Raw genomic sequence first — 21,389 nt, forward strand, 5'->3', positions numbered from 1 at the left:
GCCGGGTCAGCCCAGGAAGGCATGGCCTTCGCCCCGGTACGTCGGGGCCGGCGTCGCTGTGTCACCGTCGATCAGCTGTAGCTGGTTGACGTGCTCGCACAGCTCGCCGGCCTTGGCGTGCCGGAACCACACCCGGTCGCCCGGGCGCAGCCGCTCGGCGGCCGCGCCCAGCAGCGGCGTCTGCACCTCACCCGGTCCCTCGTCGGACTTGAACGCCAGCCCGGCCGGCAGGTACGGCATCGGCAGCCGGGACGCCTCGGCCGGTCCGGAGGCGACCCAGCCACCGCCCAGCACTGTCGCCATCCGGGGTGCCGGGATGCGGACCACGGAGAGCGCGAAGAACGCCGCGGGGGTGGACTGCCAGCTGCGGTACGCGTCGAAGAGGGTGGGGCCGTACAGGCCGGAGCCGGCGGTGACCTCGGTGACGGACGGGTCCGCGCTGGTGACGGCGACGCTGCCGGTTCCGCCGCCGTTGACGTACTCCAGATCCGCGTGCTCGCGGACCGCCCGGACGGCAGCGGCCCGGCGGTCCAGCAGCTCCGGAAGGGCGCGGCTCTGCATCAGCCGGATGGCGCGGGCACGCAGCGCCCGGCCGGGCGGAGCGTCGCCGACCCCGGCGATGTGCGCCTCGTAGGACATCATCCCGACCAGCCGGAACCCCTGCCGCTCGGCGATCGTGCGGGCCAGCTCGCCGGCCTGGCGGGCGGAGTGCACCGGCGAGCGGCGGACCCCGATGTGCACCGAACCACCCGGTTTCCAGGAGGCGTCCAGATCCATGCAGAGCCGGATCTCCGGGCGATCCCCGGGCGGGGCGACCCGGTCGATCAGGTCGAGCTGGGACGGGTGGTCGACCATCACCGAGATCGCGCCGGCCAGCTTCGCGTCGCCGGTCAGCTCGCGCAGCGCGGCCCGGTCCGCTGTCGGGTACGCCACCAGCACGTCGTCCGTCACGCCCGAGGAGACCAGCCAGATCGCCTCGGGCAGGGTGTACGCCATGACGCCGCGCCACCCCGGCCGGGCCAGTACCCGTTCGAGCAGGGCTCGGCAGCGAACCGACTTGCTCGCCACCCGGATCGGCTTGCCCGCCGCGCGAGCCGTCAAACGGTCGGCGTTGTCGTCGAAAGCGGCCAGATCGACCACTGCCAGCGGGGTCTCCAGGTGGCGGGTGGCCGTCTCGAGCCGGTGGCGCAGAGTGTCGCGATCGATGAGCACACGCGCACGCTATCCCGACCGGGGTCAATGCGAAAGACATTCATCTCTGTGCCACCCGATGGTGCGAACCCCCGATGACCAGGGGTCGCCGGATACAGTGCTCCGAGCAGGCACCACGGGGAGGTAGGACCATCGACACGGAAAGCCGCCAGGAGACCGCGCCGGTCGAGCTCTCGGGTGCGGCCGCGCTGCGCTCCGTCCTGCGGATCCGCCCGTTCCGCCGGCTGTGGCTGGTGCTCGGCGCCGCCTCGTTCGGTGACTGGATCGGTCTGCTGGCCACCGGCCTGTTCGCCTCCGCGCAGTTCACCAACGCGGCGGCACAGGGCGCGGCGTTCGGCGGCACGATCGCCGTCCGGCTGCTGCCGGCGCTGCTGCTCGGCCCGATCGCCGGTGTCTTCGCCGACCGGTTCGACAGGCGCTACACGATGGTGATCACCGACCTGCTGCGGTTCGTCTTCTACGGCTCGATCCCGCTGGTCCCGCTGCTCGGCGGCTCGCCCGCGCTGACCGTCACCTGGGCCACCATCGCCACCTTCATCGGCGAGACGATCACCCTGATTTGGATCCCGGCCAAGGAGGCAGCGGTTCCCAACCTGCTGCACCACAAGTCCCAGATCGAGGTCTCCAACCAGCTCACCCTGGTCACGACGTACGGCATCACGCCGATCCTGGGCGCCCTCGCGCTCTCCGCGCTGACCGCCGGCGTGCAGCACTCCGGTGTCTCGCTGCCCGACTGGGCGCAGCCGGTGCAGCTCGCCCTCTACATGAACGCGCTGTCCCGGCTGGCCACGGCGCTCGTCGTCTTCTTCGGCATCAAGGAGATCGGCGGCAAGAGCGCGGAGCGTGAGCGGGACGCCGAGCAGAGCATGTTCAAGCAGTTCCTGGAGGGCTGGAAGTACATCGGCGGCACCCCGCTGGTCCGCGGCCTGGTGCTGGGCATCTTCGGCGCGTTCGCGGCCGGCGGCGTGGTGATCGGCGCGGCCCGCACCTACGCCACCTCGCTGGGCGCCGGTGAGGCCGCGTTCTACCTGCTCTTCGGCACCATCTTCCTGGGCCTGGCGGTCGGCATCGGGGTCGGCCCGATGATCGTCAAGGACCTGTCCCGGCGCCGCTGGTTCGGCATGAACATCGTGCTGGCCAGCGGCTCGGTGATGTTCCTCGGCCTGGCCTTCCACCTGTCCATGGCGCTGGTCGGCGCGCTGCTGGTGGGCGCCGGCGCGGGCATGGCGTTCCTGGCCGGCACCACACTGCTCTACGGCGAGGTCGACGACGCGGTCCGCGGCCGGGTCTTCGCCGTGGTGCAGATCGGCGTCCGGATGGTGCTGCTGCTCGCCATCACCCTGGCCGGCCTGCTGGTCGGCCTCGGCAGCTCGCGGCAGGTCGACCTGGGCCCGGTCAGCTTCGCCGTCTCGTCCACCCGGGTGCTGCTGCTGGTGGCCGGCGCGATCGGGATCTGGGTGGGCATCGGCGCGTTCCGCCAGATGGACGACAAGAAGGGCGTGCCGATCCTGGCCGACCTGTTCGGGTCGGTTCGCGGGCGGCCGCTCGCCCCGGCCGAGGAGTTCACCCGGACCGGGCTGTTCGTGGTTTTCGAGGGCGGCGAGGGCGCCGGCAAGTCGACACAGGTGAACCGGCTGGCCGACGCGCTGAAGGCGGAGGGCCGGGACGTGGTGGTGACCCGGGAGCCGGGCGCCACCGACATCGGCTCCCGGATCCGCGGGCTGGTGCTGAACAAGGAGCACGGCGAGGGGCCGTCGCCGCGGGCCGAGGCGTTGCTCTACGCCGCCGACCGGGCGCATCACGTGGCCACCGTGGTCCGGCCGGCGCTGACCCGGGGCGCCGTGGTGATCAGCGACCGGTACGTGGACTCCTCGCTGGCGTACCAGGGGGCCGGTCGTACCCTGCCGGTCCAGGAGATCTCCTGGCTCTCCTCCTGGGCGACCGGCGGCCTCAAGCCGGACCTGGTGGTCCTGCTGGACGTGGATCCCGGCGTCGGTCTGGGCCGGGTCAGCGCCCGGGGCGAGGGCGCCGACCGGCTGGAGTCGGAGTCGAAGGCCTTCCACGAGCGGGTGCGCTACGCGTTCCTCGACCTGGCCGCCGCCGACCCCAAGCGGTACCTGGTGCTGGACGCGGCGCGGCCGGCCGAGGAGATCGCGGCCGCGGTGGCCGGCCGGTTGACCGACCTGCTCGGTCCGGTCCCGGCGGAGGTCGAGGAGACCGCCAGCTCCTGAACGACCGGAGCCGGACGGTGCGCGGTCACGGCTAGCCCTTGAACAGCCGGAGCGGCACCGCGGCGGCCATCGCGGCCATCCCGGCGTCGTTCGGGTGCAGGTGATCGCCGCTGTCGTAGGCGGGGTTCAGCCGCAGCGGATCGTGCGGATCCCGCATCGCCGCGTCGAAGTCGATCACCCCGTCGTACTCGCCGGAGCCGCGGATCCACCGGTTCAGCACCGACCGCTTCCGCTCGTTCTCCGCGCTGTAGAACCCGAGCGTGTCGTCTTTGAACGGCAGCACCGTAGCCCCGTATGCCCGCAGCCCGGCCCGGTGCGCCCGGGCGATCAGCTGCCGGTGCGCCCCGATCAGGTCGTCCGCCGAGACCACCTCGTCGAGCGGCGCTGAGGTCCCCGGGTGTCCGAGATCGTTCACCCCGAGCAGCACCACCAGGAACTCCGCGCCGGGCTGGGCCAGCACGTCCCGGTCGAACCGGCGCAGCGCGCTCTGCCCGAAGTACGCCGCGTAGCCCACCGCCGGACTGCCGGCCGGTGGGTTGGGGTCGTGCAGCAGCCGGTTCCCGGAGACGCCGACGTTCGCCACCCCGCGCCGGTACCGCAGCCGCGCGGCGAGCAGATCCGGCCAGCGGTGGTTGGTGTTGGGCACCGTGTTCGCGCCGTTGGTGATCGAGTCGCCGAGCGTGACGATCGCCCCGCCGGACGCGCGCACGCTGACCCCGGACAGGAACAAGTACTGCTGGATCGTGCTGGTCGGCGTCACGGTCCGGGCCGCTGTCACGTTGCCGGCGGCGATCACGTTGTCCTGGAACGCGAATGCCGCCAGCGTGGTGACCGGCGTGCGCCCCGGGAGGTAGATGCTGATCTCCACATCGGCGCCACCCGGCACGTGCAGGTCGACCGGATCGCTGACGATCGGCGCCCCGGCCGGGACGGTGACCGACGCGCGGCGACCGAAGGTGACCCGGCGGTCGGCGGCACCGCGCCGCACGTGCACCTCACCGATCCGCAGCGGGGTCTCGCCGAACTCGTTGGTCAGCCGGACCCGGAGCTGATCGCCGCCGACGCTGAGATGCACGACGTGGCGCACTGTCTGATCGGCGAGGACCAGCGGCGCGGTGGGCGGGATGGTGGTCGGGACCGCCGCCCAGCTGGCGATCTCCCGGACCGGGGCGGCCGAGGCGGGGCTCTCGGCGAGCGCGCCGGCGGCGGCCGCGCCCGCGGTGAGGGCAAGGAGCTGGCGTCTGGTGGACATAGCACGCTCCGAAAGTTTCGGGAATATCCGGGACAGATCTTCGTAACGTAGAGCTGCCCATCTATGGCGTCAAGAGCGGAATATCGGCTACAGCGCCATGCGAACGCTCGGACGATCATCGATGGACACTGTTGACGGGAGCGGACATGGTGCATAACGTTTCGGCATGTCACCGTAACTTTCGGAGGCACTACAAATGAGATTTGGACGCATCGCCGCGTTCCTCGCGGTCGGCCTGGCCGTGGCCGGTTCCACGCCGGCCAGCGCACACCCGGGCTCCGCTTCGCCCCTGGCCGGCGCACAGCCGGGCTCGGCTTCGTCCCTGGCCGGCGCGCACCCCCGGTCGGACGACGGGTCGCTGCGGGCCGCGGCGCGCGGCACCGGCGTGCGTGTCGGCACCGCCGTCGACATGGCGGCACTCGCGGCCGACGACCCCTATCGGGCCGCCGTGGCCCGCGAGTTCGACACGGTCACCCCGGAGAACGTGATGAAGTGGGAGGTCGTCGAGCCCCAGCCCGGGGTCTACGACTGGACCGCAGCCGACCAGCTTGTCGCGTTCGCCCGGGAGAACCACCAGCTGGTTCGCGGGCACACCCTGGTCTGGCACAGCCAGAACCCGTCCTGGCTGACCGAGGCGAACTACACTCCCGCCCAGCTGCGCGCGCTGCTGCGCAAGCACATCCTCGACGAGGTCGGGCACTTCAAGGGCAAGGTGTGGGCCTGGGACGTGGCCAACGAGGTCTTCAACGAGGACGGCACGCCGCGCGACACCATCTGGCTGCGGGCGCTCGGGCCGAACTACATCGCCGACGCGTTCCGCTGGGCCCACCAGGCCGACCCCAAGGCGCTACTGTTCCTCAACGACTACAACAACGAGGGCGTCAACGCGAAGAGCGATGCGTACTTCGCCCTGGTCAAGCAGTTGCGGGCGGCCGGCGTGCCGGTGCACGGCTACGGCATGCAGGGTCACCTCGCGATCCAGTACGGTTTGCCGGACACCGTCCTGACCAACGTCCAGCGTTTCGACAAGCTCGGCCTGAGGACCGCGTTCACCGAGGTCGACGTGCGGATGCTGCTCCCCGCCGACGCCGCCAAGGTGCAGGCGCAGACCGAGGGGTTCAACCTGCTGCTGCGCGCCTGCCTGCTGGTGCGGCACTGTGTGTCGTACACGGTGTGGGGCTTCACCGATAAGTACTCATGGGTGCCGGGCGTCTTCGACGGACAGGGCTCGGCCACCCCGATGGACGAGAACCTCCAGCCCAAGCCCGCCTACGAGGGCCTACGCGAGACGTTCCTGCTCGCCGGCTGACGGACCGAGACCAGGCTGCGCCGGCACCGTCCGCCGGCGCAGCCTCTCGTCCCCTGCCTCCCGCGCTGCCGTTGCCTTGCGCGCCGCCTTTCCCTCGCTCCGCTAGCCGCTCCGGGCCGTCCTGCCCCCGGGGCGCTCTTACTTCCGCGCCGCTCAGCGTTCCGCGTCGCTTCTCAGGCCAAGATCAACTTCAAGACCTTCATTGCCACGGCCCGCGCTGATAACTGATCGCCGCTCCCGCGGGGACCCTTCCGGGCCGGGCAGGACGCTGGCGCGTCCAGAACGCCCGACCCGAAAGGGCGACGTCCGCGGGTGGTTGCGACGTGCCGAACCCAAACCCACCGCGACCGGTCTCGGTCAGCCTTTCCAGAGGTTCAGCATCATGGCTTCGACGGCGATCTCGGGTTTGACGTTCTGGTTGATGGACTCGCGGCAGGCCAGGACCGCCTCCAAGCGCCGAAGGGTGCTCTCCGGGGTCCATTTGCGCGCCGCGGCCCCGGACTGCGCGGCGACGTCGCCGTGCACCACGGCGACCGGTGCGCGCAGCGCCGTGATCAGCACGTCCCGGTAGAAGCCGGCCAGGTCGACCAGTGCCCGGTCCAGCGCGTCCCGCTGCGCCCTGGTGGCCCGCGACTTCTGCCTTTTCTCCAGGTCCTTGAGTTGCCCGGCGGAACCGCGCATCGCCCCGGCCGCGCCGCGCCCGGTGCCGCCCGCGCCGAGCGCCTGCTCCAGCGCCGAACGCTCAGCAGCGTCCGGTTCCGCCACGCTCGCCGCGGCCTCGGCCTTGGCCGCCGCGACAAGCGTCGCCGCCACGTCGAAACAGGCACCGACCCCGGTCAGCCGTTTCGGCACGGCCAGCACGGCTTCCCGGCGGGACCGGGCCTCCGCGTCGGCGGCCAGCAACCGCGCCCGGGTGATGTCACCCTGCGCCGCGGCCGCCGCCCAGGCAGCCGTGTCGGAGGCCATGCCGTCCCGGGCGACCAGCGCCGCCGCCACCGCGTCGGCCGGCGGCTGACGCAGCGCCACCACCCGGCACCGGGAACGGATCGTCACCGAGATGTCATCCGGATGGGTGGACGGCGTGCTGAGCAGGAACACCGTCCGCGGCGGCGGCTCCTCGATCGCCTTGAGCAGCGCGTTGCCGGCCGCCTCGGTGAGCCGGTCGGCGTCCTCGATAACCACCACCTGCCAGCGGCCGCCGGACGGCGCGGTGGCCGCCCGCAACACCAGCGCCCGCATCTCGCCGACCCCGATGGAGAGGCCCTCCGGCACGACGAACCGCACGTCAGCATGCGTTTTCCCGAGCACCGTGTGGCAGCCGTGGCACTCCCCGCAGCCGCTCCCGTCCCGCTCACACTGCAACGCCGCGGCAAACGCCCGCGCCGCCAGCGACCGCCCCGACCCGGGCGGCCCGGTGAAAATCCAGGCGTGCGTCATCGCCCCACTGGCCACCGGCTCCCCGGCGGCCACGCGTGCCGCAGCCCCAGCCGCCCGCCGAAGCGTCTCGACCGGCTCGTCCTGGCCCACCAGGTCAGCGAAGACATCCCGCACACTCACCCGACGATGGTATTGCCACCCTCCGACAATCCCCGTCCCGCCTCGGTTCGCGGACACGGCCCCTTGCCGCCGCGACTTGCTGTCCATCCGCCCGCCCCGCCCGCCCTTGCCGCCACATCATCGCGCCCGGCTCATCGCGTGAACCGGCTTTGGCCGTATCGTCGCCCTGACGCAGCGTAATGATCCACAGGATTCTCGGTGACTGTCAGTCCCCCGCGGAAGTTATCCACAGAGGACGCCGCGCCCCGGAAAACACCGGTAGATTCTCCTAGCGGAACGCGACGGCAAGCTGACGCGTGGTGAGGAGCCGGTGCATGGCCCGGGAGATCGACGAGGCATGGATCGATGAGGCGATCGATCGGTACAAGCGCGTCGAGGGCCTGCGCGCCGATTTCGACCGGGCCGTGGCGGCGCATCAGGTGTCGGTGCATTCGCCCGATCAGTCCATCGAGATCGTGGTGACCGCCGCGGGGGACATCGTGGACGTCCGGGTGCACGGCGGCCTGCGCCAGCGTGACCAGGCCGAGTTCTCCCGGCAGCTGCGCGCCGTCGTCACCAGTGCCACCGAGGCGGCCCGCTGGGCGCGGGAGAAGCTGCACGCCGAGGTTTTCGGATCGCTCCACCCCCTGGAAGGCCGCTGACATGGATCAACTCGCCGACCACATCGACCGGGCCGCCGAGACGCTGGCCACGATGGACCGACGGGTTCCCGGCCTGCTGCCAGCCGCTGCCGCGTTCGGCGCCGACGACGCCGGTCGCCCGGGCCGGGTCGGGCAGCGCCTGCACCAGGAGTTGGGTGCCGTCCTGCGGGCGCGGGCCGATGAGGCCGCCGGGCTGGCCCGGCGACTGTCCGATCTGTCCGATGCGGTGCGGTCCAGTGCCCGGGACTATGCCGAGACCGACACGGCGGTCCAGCACCGCTTCCTGCGAGGGCTCTGATGGCCGGGACACCGGCGGTGGAGGCCCCGCGAGACCGGCTCGATCCGCTGCTGGCAGCCGCCGAGCCGTTGCTGAGCCGGGTCGACGAGGTGCTCGCCGCGGTGGGCGCACCGGCCGGTCACGACGTCTGGCCGGAGCTGCGCCGCGTCCGGCTGCTGCCCGGCGACGCGGTGCGCGCGGTCGCCGCCCTGCATCCGGCGGCGATCGCCGAGCCGGTGGCCGAACTGCGCGCCCAGGCTCGCGCGTGTGCCGCGACCGCTGACGCGTTGCCGCTGGTCACTGACTGGTCCGGCAGTGCGGCCGAGGCCTACGAAACGGCTCGCCGCCGCACCGCCGAGCAGCTCAACGCCGGTCCGGACAGCCTGTCCCGCCGGATGACCGCCACCGCCGACCTGGCCGACGCCCTCACCGACTGGATGACCCGGACACGCCGCGACCTGGCCGTCACCCTGGCCGACGTCCTCATCTCCGCCCCGGCTCTCACCCTCACCGCCGGCCCCGCCACCGGGGGCCCGCTCGATGGCCTGATGGACGCCCAGTTCCTCGGATCGCTCAGCGGCCCCCTCGCGGGCTCACCAAGCGGCCTCCTCGCCGACACGCCGGGCGGCCCCTTCACCGGCTCGCCGGGCGACCCCTTCACCGGTTCGCCGGGCGGCCCACTCGCCGGCTCGCGGGGCGGCCCACTCACCGGCAGACCGAGCGGCTCACTCGTCGGCTCGCCGGGCGGCCTGTTCGCCGGCACGCCGAGCGGTCCGTCCGCCGGTCCGGCTTCCCGCACCGGTCTCCCCAGCCCCGAGGAGGCCCGGGCCGCCGCCGACATCGCCGCCGTGCTGCTCGCCGCGGTCGCCAACAGCTACGACCGCGCCGAGGACCTCCTCGACGCCGCCGTCGACCTCAAGACCGCGCAGCCGGTTTGACTGAGCAGTCCACGGCGGTGTGGGTCGCAGTCCCTGCTGTCGGCCATATTCGCCGACGGTGCGACCGGGCCGAATACCCGCCGATCGCCTTGAGATCTACGCCGCAGGTCTGACGGCGCGACTACAGAGGACGTTCGCTCATGTGGCGGGCCGCGCTACAATGCGGCCCGCAACGCTCAGTCCGGAATGGTCACGCCGGGTCCGGGCTGGCCACGCCGGGTCCGGGCTGGCCACGTCGAGCCCGGGCTGGCCACGTCGAGCCCGGACTGGCTACCGACGCGACCGAGGGGCAGCCACGCGGACCGTAGCTGTCTCCCTCGGCGCCGGAGTGGGACGTCACTGGGATGGCAGCCGGAGGCGTCTCAACTGGCTCATCGATCTCTCGGACTACACAGAGTGATTCTGTGCAACTACCCTTGGTAGCTGATCGGCGGAATCGCTACTGCGGACGCCGGCGCCGGGAACCCAGCAGGAACGCGAACGCGCCGCCGACCAGCAACCCGGCTCCGGTGATGACCACCGGGGCCAGTTGGGGACCGGTGACCGGCAGTGTCGTCGCGGCCGGTCCGCGGCCCGTCTCGGCCTCCCGCCGACCCGTCTCGACCTCCCGCCGGCCCGGCTCCGGGGCGACCGCCGCCGCCTCCAGCACCCCGATGCCGAGGTCCGCGACGAGCGCGGGCGATCCGTACCCGGTCTCGCCCCGGCCCTTCCCGGCGGCGCGCAGCACCGACACCTTGACCGCGGTAGCGCGGGCCGCCAGCGCGTGGCCCTTGGAGGCCTGCCGGACGTCACCGAGCGCCACCCGAACGATGGCCTTCCCGGCCGGCGCACTCTCCTGCCGCGCCTCGCCGTCCCCGGACGACGGGACCGGCAAGCCGGGAATCGACGGCACCGGCGAGCTCTTCGACGGCAGCACCGGCGACGGCGACGACTCGGTCACCGGGCCCAGGTCGCCCACCGCCACGTCGATCCGGTCGGTGGAGGTCTCCAAACGCGTACCGGAAACTCCGGGTCCGGACACCTCGACCACCGCGGGTTGGAAGCGGACCTCGCCGCCCTCGCTCGCGGACATGCTGACCCGCAGGGTCGGCGCCCGCAGGATCCGGATGCGGACCTCGCCGCCGGCGATCTCGATCCGGCCGGCGGTCATCGTCGCCGAGGCGACCGATCGCCCGCGGCCGGCCTTGCCGTCCAGGCTGGTGCTGCTCACGGCCGAGGACTTCGACGGTACGCGGATCAGCTCCCCGCCGAACCGCACCTGGTCGAGCTGAACCGACGACCGGGAGATCGTCCCGTCGCCGGACCCGCACCCGAACGCCGGCTGCCATCGGGCGTGCGCGGTCATCGCGCCGCCGCCGACCCGAATGGGTCCGAACCGCTTCGGCCCGGTGTGCTGCTCAACCGGATCGGGGTGTGACGGCGGCGCCTGCCGAAGCACCTGCTCGGCAGCGGGCGCCCCGGCGACGCGTCCGTTGAGGATCATTCCCGCGGCAGCCGACTTCACCGGCGCGTCCGCGATCATGACGCTCCGCGCATCGCCCAACCCGACGCCGGCGATCACGGATTTCGCGTCGCCGCCCGCCCGAGCGCCGCCCGCCCGAGCACCGCTCAAGCCAGCCCGATCGCCGCGCATGGCGGCCGGGACGACGTTGCCTGCCCGAGCGCCGCGAAATGCCGCCGGAGCCGATTCGTCCCCGTCGCTCGTCGAATCCGAGTCTGAATCCGAGTCCGAATCCGAATCCGAGCCGGAGTAGTCGTCCGCATCCGTGCCGGAGCCGGAATCCGAGCTCGCGTCGGAGCCCGACCCGGGGTCCAACTCCTCCAACACTTCCCCCGCACTGTCCGCCGGCGAGGGCGTCACCGAAGGCCGCTCCCGGCTGTCCCGCCGCCGCAGCCCCGCACCATGCTCCCGCTGGACCGCCGCCCCTTCCGGAAGTTCCCATCGCTCCACCCGGAGCACCTCCGACTCCGCCTGAGCCGCATACCGCTGCGCCCGGGCGCAGGCTTCCACAGCGGCGAACGCCGGAAGCGGGATGCTCAACGTGCCGGCGAACCCGAGCGCGGCGACACTGGCGGCCAACGACCTGGCGGGTGTCATGACGATTCCTTTCGACGCGAGCCGCCGGGGGCGGCGTCTACGGGACTGGCCAACGAAGGTCGATTGGGCCGGTTGCGCGGCATCTATGCGACAACCCTCGCGGGTAGTTCAAAACCGGCATTTGGTACGGCAACCCGAGGGTCGTAGGGTTGTCGGCATGGGCATGCTGTGCGCGGTCAGCTTCAACCGGTACGGCCGCCTCTACTACCTCGATCCGGGTGAGTTCTCACCGTCGGTCGGCGACCGCGTGCTGGTGCCGACCGACGACGGTCCGGAGGTGGCGGAGTGCGTCTGGGCACCGCAATGGGTCACCGAGGACACCGACGGGTTCCCCAAGATCATGGGGATCGCCGCCGATGACGACCTGCGCCGCGACGAGCTGCTGCGCAAGCGCAAGGCCGAGGCCAAGGTCGCCGCCAAAAAGCTGATCAAGGCGCACGAGCTGCCGATGAAGGTGGTGGCTGTCGATCATGTGCTGGACCAGGGCGGTGCCGGTGGCCCGCGGACGACTATCTACTTCACCGCGCCGCACCGGGTCGACTTCCGCTCACTGGTCCGCGATCTCGGCGCCACCCTGCACTGCCGGGTCGAGCTGCGCCAGCTCTCCGCCCGCGACTCGGCCCGCGTCCAGGGCGGCATCGGCTCGTGCGGACGCGACCTGTGCTGCGCCACCTTCCTGACCGATTTCGAGCCGGTCACCATCCGGATGGCGAAAGATCAGGACCTGCCGCTCAACCCGCTGCGGATCTCCGGCGCCTGCGGTCGCCTGATGTGCTGCCTCAAATACGAGCACCCGCTATATCAGACATTCCAGGCATCCGCCCCCACGATCGGCAGCCGGGTCACGACCCCCGAGGGCGACGGCCGGGTGGTCGCGCACAGCGTTCCGAAAGATGCGGTGGTGGTGCGCCTCGACGCCGACGGCTCCCGTTGCTCGTGCTCCCGAGCCTCGGTCTGCGCCCCACGCCAGGCTCACGACGCGCATTACAACCCATAAAACCCGATTTTCCGTACGCACTCCGCACGCTCCCGCCCCGCACGGCTCAAGCGCGTGGTGTCCCCGGCCCGGCCACCGGGATGGCCGGCTCGATCCGGTGCACCACGATCGGTTCCGCCGGTTTCAACCAGGGCGCGTGCGCCTCCCCGCCCGGATCCGCCGTCCACCTCCGGCACACCCGGTCAACCCCGAGCGGATGGATGGTGAGCGTCCCCTCCTGGTCGATGTGCATCCGCAGGAAGCTCTTGGCGTCCTCGATGCCCTGCCCCGCGTACAGCTCGTTCAGATTCACGTTGAACGAGCTGGCCACCAGCAGGTACAGCGCGAGCAACTGGGTCGCCACCACCGCGATCAACGGGCCGTAGAGCACCGCCGCCACCACGAACGGCCCCGGCCACGTCCAGTCCTGGAACGGCAGCCGCAGCCACACCCAGGTGCCCCCGGCCGCCAGCGCGATCTGTGCCAGCCCGTGGCTCACCCCGAGGATCCAGTGCCGCGCGTGTTTCGCCTTGGCCGCGCCCGGCGGTTTCGCGAACAGCACCGTCCCGATCATGATCAGCGTCAGCATCAGCAGCAGCGGGATGCTGAACAGCCGCTGGATGCTGCCGCCCTGCCGGGCCGCGCCGGCCATCGGCAGCATGGTCAGCGTGTGGACGATGCCCAGCATGGTGGCGAACCCGGCGTTGCGCCGCGGCACCCGGTGGAACACGCCCCAGCCGAGCTTGCGGGACACCGCGGGCTCCGGGAAGCGGGCCACCAACTCGTAGTCCCGGCTGCGGGAGCGGCTGCGGGTCAGCGTGTCCCTGGGCGGCACCACCAGCGTTTTCGGCAGCTTGTGGGTGCCCAGCAGGTAGGCGCCGCCGCCACCACAGGTGATCAGCTCCCGATCCTCGCCCGAGTACCGCGCGTAGTGGTGCAGGTCGCCGGAGACCAGCACCCGCACGTGCGCCTGGGTGGGCGCCAGGATGGTGCGCAGGAAGTAGTCGACAGCGTCGTACGCCTCGGGGTTGTCCCGCGCTTTCACCCAGGTCGGCGACGGGGTCATCAGGATGATCCGGTCGTCCGGACCGACCTCCCGGGCGGCTTTCTCGAAGTAGAGCAGCTGCGGATCGTCGATGTACGCCCCGAACTGCTCGTCCACCGCGAACAGCCACCAGTTGTTGGGCAGTTTCACGGCGAAGTACGACCGGCGCTGCTCGGTGCGCCACCCGCCGATGTGCCCGTCCTTGCGGCGCGCGAACAGGCGGAGGAACGCGGTGAGCCCGTCGTACCAGTCATGGTTGCCGGGCAGCGCGAACAACGTCGGCCGCGGCTCACCGGCCGGCGCCTCCGGCAGGGCCGCCCGGTAGGGGCCCTTCGTCCTGTTCTCGTAGCCGTCGCCGCTGGCCAGCGGATAGACCTGGTCGCCGCCCATCAGCAGCAGCCGGCCGCGGGGCAGGACGGTGCCGTCCACGGTCAGCGACGGCTGGGCGAGCAGCCAGGCGATCGAATACGTGGCGTCGAAGCCGTCGCCGAGATCCGCCACGTAATCCAGCCAGATCTCGCCGTCGGCGGTGGCCGAGTGATCGAAGAAGTCGGCGTCCAGCGCGTTCTGCAGCTCGCGCTTGTCCATGTACGCCCCGAAGAGCATCGCCAGCAGCGCGCGCAGCCCGGTGCTGAGCAGCAGCAGCGGCGCGAGCCAGCCGATCGGTTTCTGCGGCGTGAACCCGAGCTGCTGCGGATCCAGGCTGGCCGGCCGGGCCGGCATGGTGTGCTCGGCCTCCGCGGGGGGTGAGGCCGAGGGAACGACAGGCATCGACTGATCGTCTGTCACAAAAGGCACAGTAGTCCCGGAGTACGACATCGGCAGTCCGCCGTAGTCCGGGCCCACCCGCGAATCGATCTGACCGTGTCGTACACTTGGGAACTGTTGCCGCCTTAGCTCAGTCGGCTAGAGCGACGCACTCGTAATGCGTAGGTCGACGGTTCGATTCCGTCAGGCGGCTCCACGTGAGGCCCCAGGTCAGATGGCCTGGGGCTTCAGTCTTTCTAAGATCCAAATCCCGCTACGCTCCGTAGTGGGGCAATCTGGGGGCAGCGCCCCGAGGCGCCTCGAGTTCCGGCCCTTCGGCTCTCCGTGGTCCCCTCCGAACAGGGGGAGGCGGTCAGCCTGCGGCCGCGTCGCTCTGGCGCCGCTTGAGAAGAGCATCCATGGCCGCCAAGGTCTGGCACTCGCTCCGATGGCTGGTGACGCTATCGCGAGTTACGTGGTCGCCCGCAGCTGCTCAAGCTCGCCCAGAATCAACGCCCGGGCCTGGTCCCCATACCGGGCCTGACCGGCGTGAAGAGCAAAGGTGCGTGCGTACAGCGCGATCTCGCGCGGCTGGGTGATCGACAGCTCAGCCGAGACCGCTTCCACGTGCACCAGGCGGTCGTCAAACATGATGAACTGGTTGGACGGCGCCAGATACGGCGCCTCCGCGGGCAAGATGCCCAGGCGCACGCGCGCCATCGACATGACCGACAGCAGCCGATCCAGCTGACCGATCATCACATCGCGACTTCCCACCTGGGTACGGAGCGCCTGCTGAGCCATCACGAAGTGGAACGCGTGCCCGCGCCGGTAGAGGATTTGCTGCCGTTCCATCCGTGCCGATACGCCAGCCTCGATGTCGTCCGGGATCTCGTAGAACTGGACGACCCGGGTGAGTACCGCGGTGGCGTACTCGGCGGTGTGGAGAAGGCCGGGCACCAGGATCGGCTCGAACCACCGCATCAGCTGGGTGTCGGACTCCAGCGACTGGGACTTTTCCTGGCGGGCGCGTGTGCCGGTGCGGAGACGACGGCGCCATTCGACGTACATGGCCTCGATGCCGCGGACTGCGGCGATCAGATTCTCGGCCTGATCGTCGGCCCTGCAGAGCCGACACCAGACTTGGATGTCGTCCTCAGACGGCGACTGCTTGCCATACTCGATTTTCGAAACCTTGGAGCTGTGCCAGCCGGCAAGGTCGGCGAGACCCCTGCCGGTCAGCCCAGCATCACGTCGGAGGTCGCGGAGACGCTGGCCGAACGCCTCGCGCGCCTGATGGACCGTGCTTGTTGCCAAAGAACACCGCTCAGCGCACGTAGTCAGCGTGCGGGATGGCCAGCTTCCAGAGCGTCTCGCGTACCCGCACACACCGGTCAACGATCAACGGATCCACAGTCTCAGCCCCGCCCGAGAAGGTGCCGTCCGGGGTGAAGACGGTGAACACGACCCGCTCATTATCGATGAGCCAGAAGTCGTCAGCCGTGACGTCGATGCCGTCCAGGAGGTGCCGCGGGAGCCAGCGGATGTCCTCGCCGGCCGCGATGTTCAGCGGCGCCACAGTGAGTCCCCAGCGGGTGTAGTCCACGTGTGGCACGGAGACGATACGGATCCGCTCTACGCGCCGACCGCTTCGCGTTGTCTCCCGGACGAGGTCCAGCCACGGCCGGTGCCAGTCAAAGTCGTCGGCGTCACCGTGGAGGAACTTCTGGAACGGTTCAGACTCGCTCGGTGTGTGGTAGGCGTCCTCCACCTCCAGGTGAAAGGCGCTGCGCTCAAACGTCCGGAAGACGTCGTCGAACGCCGGCCCTTGCAGCAACCGCACCTCATCCGCCCTTCCGCCGCAGCCCAACCTCGACGCACGACTCATGATCTGGAACGTTGAGGTGCGTCAGGATCTCATCCTCCAGATCCGCTCCGGAGATGTTGAAAGTGGCACTCTCTCCGCTGTCTCCCCGCCAGGTTCGGCCAGTCGGTTCCAGCCGCTCCGCGAGCACCGTGTCAGGACGAAGGTGCTGGAGCAGCGACTCCGGAATCTCGACGGTCGTCGCCGGCTCTCCGGGCACCTTCCAACCCTGAACTACGCAGGTCCCGCGATCGGTCTCGTACAGCGTTGGTGACCCGCCACCCTGTGTTTCTTTGCCGAGGAACGTTAGTCGCATTTCCGATCCTTCCGGTCGAAAGTTGCTTGAGTTTGCTCGACTTCATCGAAGGTTCGTCGCGGATAGCGGCCATGTCAAGCCGTGAAATGACAAGCAAACTTGAGCAAACTCCTTGGCCCTCTAGCTCGGCCCTTCATAACGTCGTCCTCGGCGCGGCAGGTCGAACAACCGGCGTCGCTTGGAAACCATGGATGACGCGGTGAAGGCGGTGGGCATGCGCGGCACAATGATCGAGCACGGTCGGTGCCGGCGGTGGAGACGCTGCCGACCGTGGATCGTCGGCTGCCGGTGCGGGGTTGATGCCTACCCGTGCCCGGCCAACCGGCGCACCCAGCCCGCTGCGCCCCTCCGGAGCCCGCGGTGACTACGCGGACGAGCGAGACGTCGGGGGTGCACAACCCAAGACCGCGCGGTCCGCTCGGGACCCGTCAGCAGGCGATACCGCCGCAGCGGTTCTATGAGCCCCGAACCGCTGTCTGCGTGTGCGGCAGGGCGATCCGGACCAGCTGCTGGGGCTGGATTCATGTCCAAAACGCCTGGATTCGCTTTCACGAGTGCACCAACGCTGAGCCGAAGTGGGCAGCTCGGTGACCGCACCGGACTAGCAGAGCTTGTCGTGGCGCAACCGGCGGGTGATGGCCAAGGCACGACGCGGCGAGTGTCCGAGGCCCTCCTCACCCTCACCGGGATGATCGGCGACCAGGTATGCGACAAGGGCCCTCCGGCAACGACTCCCGCGAGGGGACGGAACGGTGCACCCCAACGGCAACCGGACGGGAACCGGCGGACAACGTCGGGGCGGTGAGATGACGCGGTGACATGCTTGAGCAGCGGACCGGAGCGTTCCACGGCATCAGCAACCGCGGGTGCGCCTCGATCGCTGGTCTGGAAGGTTTGGTGCGTGGTGGCGGCGGTCCTGGCCGTCGGCCACTTCATCGTCCCGGCATCGCACCCGGTCGCGCAGTCGGTGCTCTACTGCCTGGTGAGCGGTGGCACGGCGGTCGCGATGGCGGTCGGCATCCGGCTGCACCGACCGACGGCCGCGGCCGTCTGGTGGCTGTTCGCCGGCGGTCAGGTGATCTACCTCAGCGGCGATGTCGCCTACTTCGCGGCCACCGCCGGGGGAGACACCGGCTATCCCTTGCTCGCCAACGGTTTGTACCTCTCGCAGTATGTGCTGGTCGCGGCCGCGCTGGTGTTGCTGGGCCGGCGGCGCTCACCGCAGCGCAACACCGCCGCGTTGGTGGACACCGCGATCCTCGCGGTGGGTGCGGCGGTGCTCTGGTGGGTGTTCCTCATCCACCCCAGCGTCGCCACGCCGGGCATCTCGGCGATGGACCGGGTAGGGGCCACCATCTATCCGATCATGGATTTGTGCGTGCTCACCGTGGCCATCCGGCTGCTGCTCGGCGGCGGCGCGCGCCAACGGTCGTACCAGCTGTTGCTGGCGTTCCTTGGCCTGACGCTGCTCTCCGACACCGCGTACGGCCTGCTGTCGCTGTACGGGATGTACGCGAACGGTGGCTGGTCGGACGCGATCTACCTGGCCAGTTACCTCGTGCTCGGTGCTGCCGCGTTGCACCCGTCGATGCGTCAGGTCGCCGATCCGGTCGAGGGACGCTCGGGAGCGACGCTGTACCGCTTGCTCCTGCTCGCCATCGCCACCTCGGTGGCTCCCGCGGTGCTGGTCGTGCAGAATCTGCGCCACGTCGAGAGTTCGGACCTCGTCGTGGTGACCGCCTCGGCGGTGCTGTTCCTGCTGGTGCTCATGCGCATGGCCGGTCTCATCTCGGCGCAGCGCCGGATTGCCATGACGGACGGCCTCACCGGCGTCCACACCCGCCGCTTTCTCTCCGAGGCGCTGCGTGCCGAGGGCGAGCGGGCGGCCCGGCACGGCACCTCGCTCGCCATGCTGCTGCTGGACGTGGACCACTTCAAGCACATCAATGACACGTACGGTCATCCGGCGGGTGACCAGGTCCTCACGGAGGTGGCGCACCGGCTGCGGGACGCCTGTGGAAGCAACGACGTCGTCGCCCGGTTCGGCGGCGAGGAGTTCGCCGTGCTGATGGCATCGGATCCCGACGGGCCGGCCGCGCTGGCGGAGCGCCTGCGGGAGCTGATCGCCGGGACGCCGGTGCTCGTCGACGGCCGTACGGAAGTCGCGGTGACTGTCTCGATCGGCGCCGCCGAACTGCCCGGCGAGGCCTCCACCGACGATCTTCTCAACGCGGCCGACGCCGCGCTGTACGCGGCGAAACGCGGCGGGCGTAACCGGGTGGTGATGAGTGGCTCCGAGCCGGCGGCCGCTACTCCGGCCGGCGGGCCGGCCGACATCGACGAGCAGATCCGGCGCTGGACCGCGACGGTGACCGAGGCGGTACGCCGCCGCGCGCACGACCCGGACGTGCCGGCGGCCCTCGTGGCCGGCGTCTGCGCCGCATGGGTGGTCATGCGCACCGCCGGCGCCGAGCATGCGGGCCTGACCGCGGCGGAGGCCCGCGCCGAGCTGCGGCGCTGCCGAGGGGTGCAGTTTCACCCGCAGGCGGTCGACGAGTTCCTCGCGCTGGAGGCAGCCGGGCTGCTCGATGCCCCGGCACTCGTGGCGGCGTGACTGTTCCCAGCGACGCCCGGACAGCGGTGCTCGGTCGGCCACTTACGGCGGTCAACGATCCCGGATCATCGATCTGGACGCTCGCGTTTCCTGATCGGAAACGCTCTTATCGCACCGGCTTCAGTGCCGGCGACAGCACGAACGAGAGCGCCAGCAGCACGCCGACAGCGAGCAGGCCGCGAGCCACGCTCAGGTGGTCGCCGAGGAAACCGATCAGCGGCGGGCCGCCCAGGAACGCCAGGTAGCCGATCGAGGCGACCACGCCCACCCGCGGCGCGGCCTTGGCCGGCTCGTCGGCGGCCGCGCTCATCCCGATCGGGAAGCCGAGCGAGGCGCCGGCGCCCCAGAGCAGCGCCCCGATGAAGGCGATCACCGGGTGCCCGCCGAGGGCGAAGAGCAGCAGCCCGCCCAGCCCGATCACGGCGAGAACCCGGACCACCGGGACCCGTCCGTAACGGTCCAGCAGGCCGGGGCCGTACCAGCGGCCGATCGTCATGGCGGCCAGGAACACCGCGAAGGTCAGCGTGCCGATCGCCGCCGAGGTGCCGTAGTCGTCGATCATCGCCACGCTGATCCAGTCCACCCCGGCGCCCTCGGTGAACGCGAAGGCCAGCACGAACACGCCGATGATCAGGGTGCGCGGCTCCCGCCAGAACGTGAAGATCCCGGAGGGCGCGGGCTTCTCCTCGGCCGGTGCCGTGTCGTCCGGCCCGAACTTGCCGGCCGTCGCCGCGACGATCAGCACCGACGTCACGACCACCAGCACCAGGTGCCAGGTGACCGAGATGCCGAGGGCGACGGCACCGGCCCCGAGGACCGCCCCGGCGACAGTGCCGACGCTGTACCCGGCGTGGAACCGCGGCATGATCGCCCGGCCCAGGCGACGCTCCACCACCGCCCCCTGCACGTTCATCGCCACGTCCCAGGCGCCGGTGGCGAAGCCGTACACGTAAAGTCCGGCGACCACCGCGAGCACGCCGGACCGGTAACCGATGGCGACCACCGTGAGCGCCAGCCCGAAGGTCAGGGCCATCGCGATGACCGTGCGCCGGGACCCGAACCGTTCCACGATGTGCCCGGCCAGCGGCAGCGCCGTGATCGAGCCGATCGCGGCGGCCAGCAGCACCAGTCCGAGCTGCGACGGGCTCAGCCCCAGCTGGTCGCGGATCTGCGGGATCCGCGACGCGAAGGTGGCGATCGCGACGCCCAGGAAGACGAAGGCGAGATAGACCGCGCGGGTGGCCGCGCGCAGCTGGGTGTCGGTGCCGGTGATCACCGGCTGGACGCTACCCGCCCGGGTCGGGGCCGTGGGTGCACGCCCACGGCCCTGCCCGGCACTCCTGGAGACGGAGCGTCAGGAACGCAACTGCCAGGGCGTCCACTGCACCGGAGCGGCGAACCCGCCACGCCGGGCATCCCGGGCGCCGGCCGCGGAGAGCGGCCCCTCCTGGTCGGCGCACACTCCGGCGCCGATGAGCCTGGCCTCGTAGAACGACCCGCTCAACCCGCGGCGGACCCGCTCCCAGAGACCACCCTCGACCAGCGCGTCGGCGTGCCGGTAGAGCTGCTCGATGAGCAGTTTGGGGTCCTCGTCGCAGGTGCCGCACAGGCAGGCCGGCAGCGTCCGTGTCCACCATCGGCCGAGCCGCAGGTGCAGGCTCGGCTCGGCGAACTGGATCGCCAGCGGCGCCGCGGTCGGGATGCGGGGGATGAGCCGGACGGTCCGCGCGAGCGCCTCGTCGAGCCCGAGCGGTTCCTTGGTCTCCCGGCGCTCCACCTGATAGCGCTCGGTGAGCTCGTCCAGCAGGGTGTCGGCCGCCTCGTGCAGCAGGGTGAAGCGGTCCGAATCGGTGGCGTGCTGGTTGCCGTCCACCAGTGCAGTATGCCGCGCTCGGCCCGCGACACCTAGGTGCTCCGGTGGGAACGGATTCATGCCCGGCCGAACTCCTCGGCCTTGACACCGGCGAGGAAGGCTTCCCAGACCTCCCTGCTGAAGGCCAGTGGGGCCGCGTCGAGGTCCTTCGAATCGCGGATCAGGAACAGCTCACCGACCCGCGCGACCTCGACACACGCGCCGCTGGCGCAGCGTCTGCTGCGCCGCCACGGCGTCTCCGTGGTCGTTTTGATCATGTCTGTACACCTCCGTGGTGGTTCGAATCCCACGGTATGCGACAGAGCCGATCGTCGGCGTTCGCCGACATGAGTGAAAACTAAAGGACGCCGCTTATCTCACGAATTGTGAGTTATGCGGCGCTCGTTGCTTATGAAATACGTACTTTGCGAGTATTTTGGACCGACCCGCTCCGGGTGCC

At 70.7% G+C, this 21,389-nt stretch carries 18 protein-coding genes and 1 tRNA gene; 8 read left to right on the forward strand and 11 right to left on the reverse strand.

Features of this window, described 5'->3' with window-relative positions; genetic code table 11:
* Positions 1–6: 6 nt before the first annotated feature.
* Positions 7–1,212 carry an amino acid deaminase/aldolase gene (locus Actob_RS01440; RefSeq protein WP_284918120.1) on the reverse strand — a complete coding sequence of 402 codons (1,206 nt, stop codon included), beginning with the start codon at positions 1,210–1,212 and terminating at the stop codon, positions 7–9.
* A gap of 74 nt (positions 1,213–1,286) precedes the next feature.
* Between Actob_RS01440 and tmk the strand changes: the two genes are divergently transcribed.
* A complete protein-coding gene (tmk, locus tag Actob_RS01445) occupies positions 1,287–3,443 on the forward strand; it encodes a dTMP kinase (protein ID WP_284918121.1) in 2,157 nt (718 codons plus the stop codon).
* A 31-nt stretch (positions 3,444–3,474) separates the two neighbouring features.
* Here tmk and Actob_RS01450 read toward each other — a convergent pair whose 3' ends face one another.
* On the reverse strand, positions 3,475–4,695 hold the full coding sequence (locus tag Actob_RS01450; RefSeq protein WP_284918122.1) for an SGNH/GDSL hydrolase family protein: 1,221 nt from the start codon (positions 4,693–4,695) through the stop codon (positions 3,475–3,477).
* 196 nt (positions 4,696–4,891) lie between these two features.
* On the opposite strand from Actob_RS01450, the gene Actob_RS01455 reads away from it, so the two are divergent.
* Entirely contained in the window at positions 4,892–6,004 is a 1,113-nt protein-coding gene (locus Actob_RS01455) for an endo-1,4-beta-xylanase (RefSeq protein ID WP_284918123.1), read from the forward strand.
* Between the two features lie 357 nt (positions 6,005–6,361).
* Here the strand turns inward: Actob_RS01455 and Actob_RS01460 are convergent, their stop codons facing one another.
* On the reverse strand, positions 6,362–7,555 hold the full coding sequence (locus Actob_RS01460; RefSeq protein ID WP_284922204.1) for a DNA polymerase III subunit delta': 1,194 nt from the start codon (positions 7,553–7,555) through the stop codon (positions 6,362–6,364).
* 320 nt (positions 7,556–7,875) lie between these two features.
* On the opposite strand from Actob_RS01460, the gene Actob_RS01465 reads away from it, so the two are divergent.
* Genes Actob_RS01465 through Actob_RS01475 form a run of 3 tightly spaced genes read left to right on the forward strand, consistent with a single transcriptional unit; the run spans position 7,876 to position 9,417 of the window.
* Positions 7,876–8,202, forward strand: a complete 327-nt coding sequence (locus Actob_RS01465) for a YbaB/EbfC family DNA-binding protein (RefSeq protein ID WP_284918124.1) — start codon at positions 7,876–7,878, stop codon at positions 8,200–8,202.
* A 1-nt stretch (position 8,203) separates the two neighbouring features.
* A complete protein-coding gene (locus Actob_RS01470) occupies positions 8,204–8,500 on the forward strand; it encodes a type VII secretion target (RefSeq protein ID WP_284918126.1) in 297 nt (98 codons plus the stop codon).
* Positions 8,500–9,417 (forward strand): hypothetical protein, encoded by a 918-nt coding sequence (locus tag Actob_RS01475; RefSeq protein ID WP_284918127.1) that lies wholly within the window; start codon positions 8,500–8,502, stop codon positions 9,415–9,417. Before Actob_RS01470 ends, Actob_RS01475 begins: the two co-directional genes overlap by 1 nt.
* 439 nt (positions 9,418–9,856) lie before the next feature.
* Here the strand turns inward: Actob_RS01475 and Actob_RS01480 are convergent, their stop codons facing one another.
* The gene (locus Actob_RS01480) at positions 9,857–10,939 is read right to left on the reverse strand and encodes a hypothetical protein (protein ID WP_284918128.1); all 1,083 of its coding nucleotides are present in this window, start codon (positions 10,937–10,939) and stop codon (positions 9,857–9,859) included.
* A gap of 733 nt (positions 10,940–11,672) precedes the next feature.
* On the opposite strand from Actob_RS01480, the gene Actob_RS01485 reads away from it, so the two are divergent.
* On the forward strand, positions 11,673–12,512 hold the full coding sequence (locus tag Actob_RS01485; RefSeq protein ID WP_284922205.1) for a PSP1 domain-containing protein: 840 nt from the start codon (positions 11,673–11,675) through the stop codon (positions 12,510–12,512).
* 46 nt (positions 12,513–12,558) lie between these two features.
* Here Actob_RS01485 and Actob_RS01490 read toward each other — a convergent pair whose 3' ends face one another.
* Entirely contained in the window at positions 12,559–14,307 is a 1,749-nt protein-coding gene (locus Actob_RS01490; protein WP_284918129.1) for a metallophosphoesterase family protein, read from the reverse strand.
* A gap of 116 nt (positions 14,308–14,423) precedes the next feature.
* Between Actob_RS01490 and Actob_RS01495 the strand changes: the two genes are divergently transcribed.
* Positions 14,424–14,500 (forward strand) — tRNA-Thr (locus tag Actob_RS01495).
* Between the two features lie 254 nt (positions 14,501–14,754).
* On the opposite strand, the gene Actob_RS01500 is transcribed toward Actob_RS01495, so the two are convergent.
* Genes Actob_RS01500 through Actob_RS01510 form a run of 3 tightly spaced genes read right to left on the reverse strand, consistent with a single transcriptional unit; the run spans position 14,755 to position 16,463 of the window.
* Positions 14,755–15,600 (reverse strand): helix-turn-helix domain-containing protein, encoded by an 846-nt coding sequence (locus Actob_RS01500; protein WP_284918130.1) that lies wholly within the window; start codon positions 15,598–15,600, stop codon positions 14,755–14,757.
* Between the two features lie 10 nt (positions 15,601–15,610).
* Positions 15,611–16,126: a DUF6879 family protein gene (locus Actob_RS01505; RefSeq protein WP_284918131.1), complete on the reverse strand. Its 516-nt coding sequence runs from the start codon at positions 16,124–16,126 to the stop codon at positions 15,611–15,613.
* Position 16,127: 1 nt separating this feature from the next.
* Positions 16,128–16,463, reverse strand: coding sequence for a hypothetical protein (locus tag Actob_RS01510; RefSeq protein ID WP_284918132.1), 336 nt, complete (start codon positions 16,461–16,463; stop codon positions 16,128–16,130).
* 901 nt (positions 16,464–17,364) lie between these two features.
* On the opposite strand from Actob_RS01510, the gene Actob_RS01515 reads away from it, so the two are divergent.
* Positions 17,365–19,077, forward strand: coding sequence for a GGDEF domain-containing protein (locus tag Actob_RS01515; RefSeq protein ID WP_284918134.1), 1,713 nt, complete (start codon positions 17,365–17,367; stop codon positions 19,075–19,077).
* A 106-nt stretch (positions 19,078–19,183) separates the two neighbouring features.
* Here the strand turns inward: Actob_RS01515 and Actob_RS01520 are convergent, their stop codons facing one another.
* The 3 genes from Actob_RS01520 to Actob_RS01530 all read right to left on the reverse strand — a co-directional run bounded on the left by Actob_RS01520 (position 19,184) and on the right by Actob_RS01530 (position 21,207).
* Positions 19,184–20,353, reverse strand: coding sequence for an MFS transporter (locus Actob_RS01520; RefSeq protein WP_284918135.1), 1,170 nt, complete (start codon positions 20,351–20,353; stop codon positions 19,184–19,186).
* A gap of 78 nt (positions 20,354–20,431) precedes the next feature.
* Positions 20,432–20,950, reverse strand: coding sequence for a DUF6226 family protein (locus Actob_RS01525; RefSeq protein ID WP_284918136.1), 519 nt, complete (start codon positions 20,948–20,950; stop codon positions 20,432–20,434).
* A 56-nt stretch (positions 20,951–21,006) separates the two neighbouring features.
* Entirely contained in the window at positions 21,007–21,207 is a 201-nt protein-coding gene (locus Actob_RS01530) for a DUF397 domain-containing protein (protein ID WP_284918138.1), read from the reverse strand.
* Between the last annotated feature and the right edge of the window lie 182 nt (positions 21,208–21,389).

The organism is Actinoplanes oblitus (assembly GCF_030252345.1).
In the GTDB taxonomy this organism is placed as follows: domain Bacteria; phylum Actinomycetota; class Actinomycetes; order Mycobacteriales; family Micromonosporaceae; genus Actinoplanes; species Actinoplanes oblitus.

Excerpts from the sequence above, each read along its gene's own strand:
- tmk (WP_284918121.1), top strand. The coding sequence starts at position 1,287 with ATGACCAGGGGTCGCCGGATACAGTGCTCCGAGCAGGCACCACGGGGA.
- Actob_RS01450 (WP_284918122.1), bottom strand. The coding sequence starts at position 4,695 with ATGTCCACCAGACGCCAGCTCCTTGCCCTCACCGCGGGCGCGGCCGCC.
- Actob_RS01455 (WP_284918123.1), top strand. The coding sequence starts at position 4,892 with ATGAGATTTGGACGCATCGCCGCGTTCCTCGCGGTCGGCCTGGCCGTG.
- Actob_RS01465 (WP_284918124.1), top strand. The coding sequence starts at position 7,876 with ATGGCCCGGGAGATCGACGAGGCATGGATCGATGAGGCGATCGATCGG.
- Actob_RS01470 (WP_284918126.1), top strand. The coding sequence starts at position 8,204 with ATGGATCAACTCGCCGACCACATCGACCGGGCCGCCGAGACGCTGGCC.
- Actob_RS01475 (WP_284918127.1), top strand. The coding sequence starts at position 8,500 with ATGGCCGGGACACCGGCGGTGGAGGCCCCGCGAGACCGGCTCGATCCG.
- Actob_RS01480 (WP_284918128.1), bottom strand. The coding sequence starts at position 10,939 with ATGATCGCGGACGCGCCGGTGAAGTCGGCTGCCGCGGGAATGATCCTC.
- Actob_RS01485 (WP_284922205.1), top strand. The coding sequence starts at position 11,673 with ATGGGCATGCTGTGCGCGGTCAGCTTCAACCGGTACGGCCGCCTCTAC.
- Actob_RS01490 (WP_284918129.1), bottom strand. The coding sequence starts at position 14,307 with ATGCCTGTCGTTCCCTCGGCCTCACCCCCCGCGGAGGCCGAGCACACC.
- Actob_RS01510 (WP_284918132.1), bottom strand. The coding sequence starts at position 16,463 with ATGCGACTAACGTTCCTCGGCAAAGAAACACAGGGTGGCGGGTCACCA.
- Actob_RS01530 (WP_284918138.1), bottom strand. The coding sequence starts at position 21,207 with ATGATCAAAACGACCACGGAGACGCCGTGGCGGCGCAGCAGACGCTGC.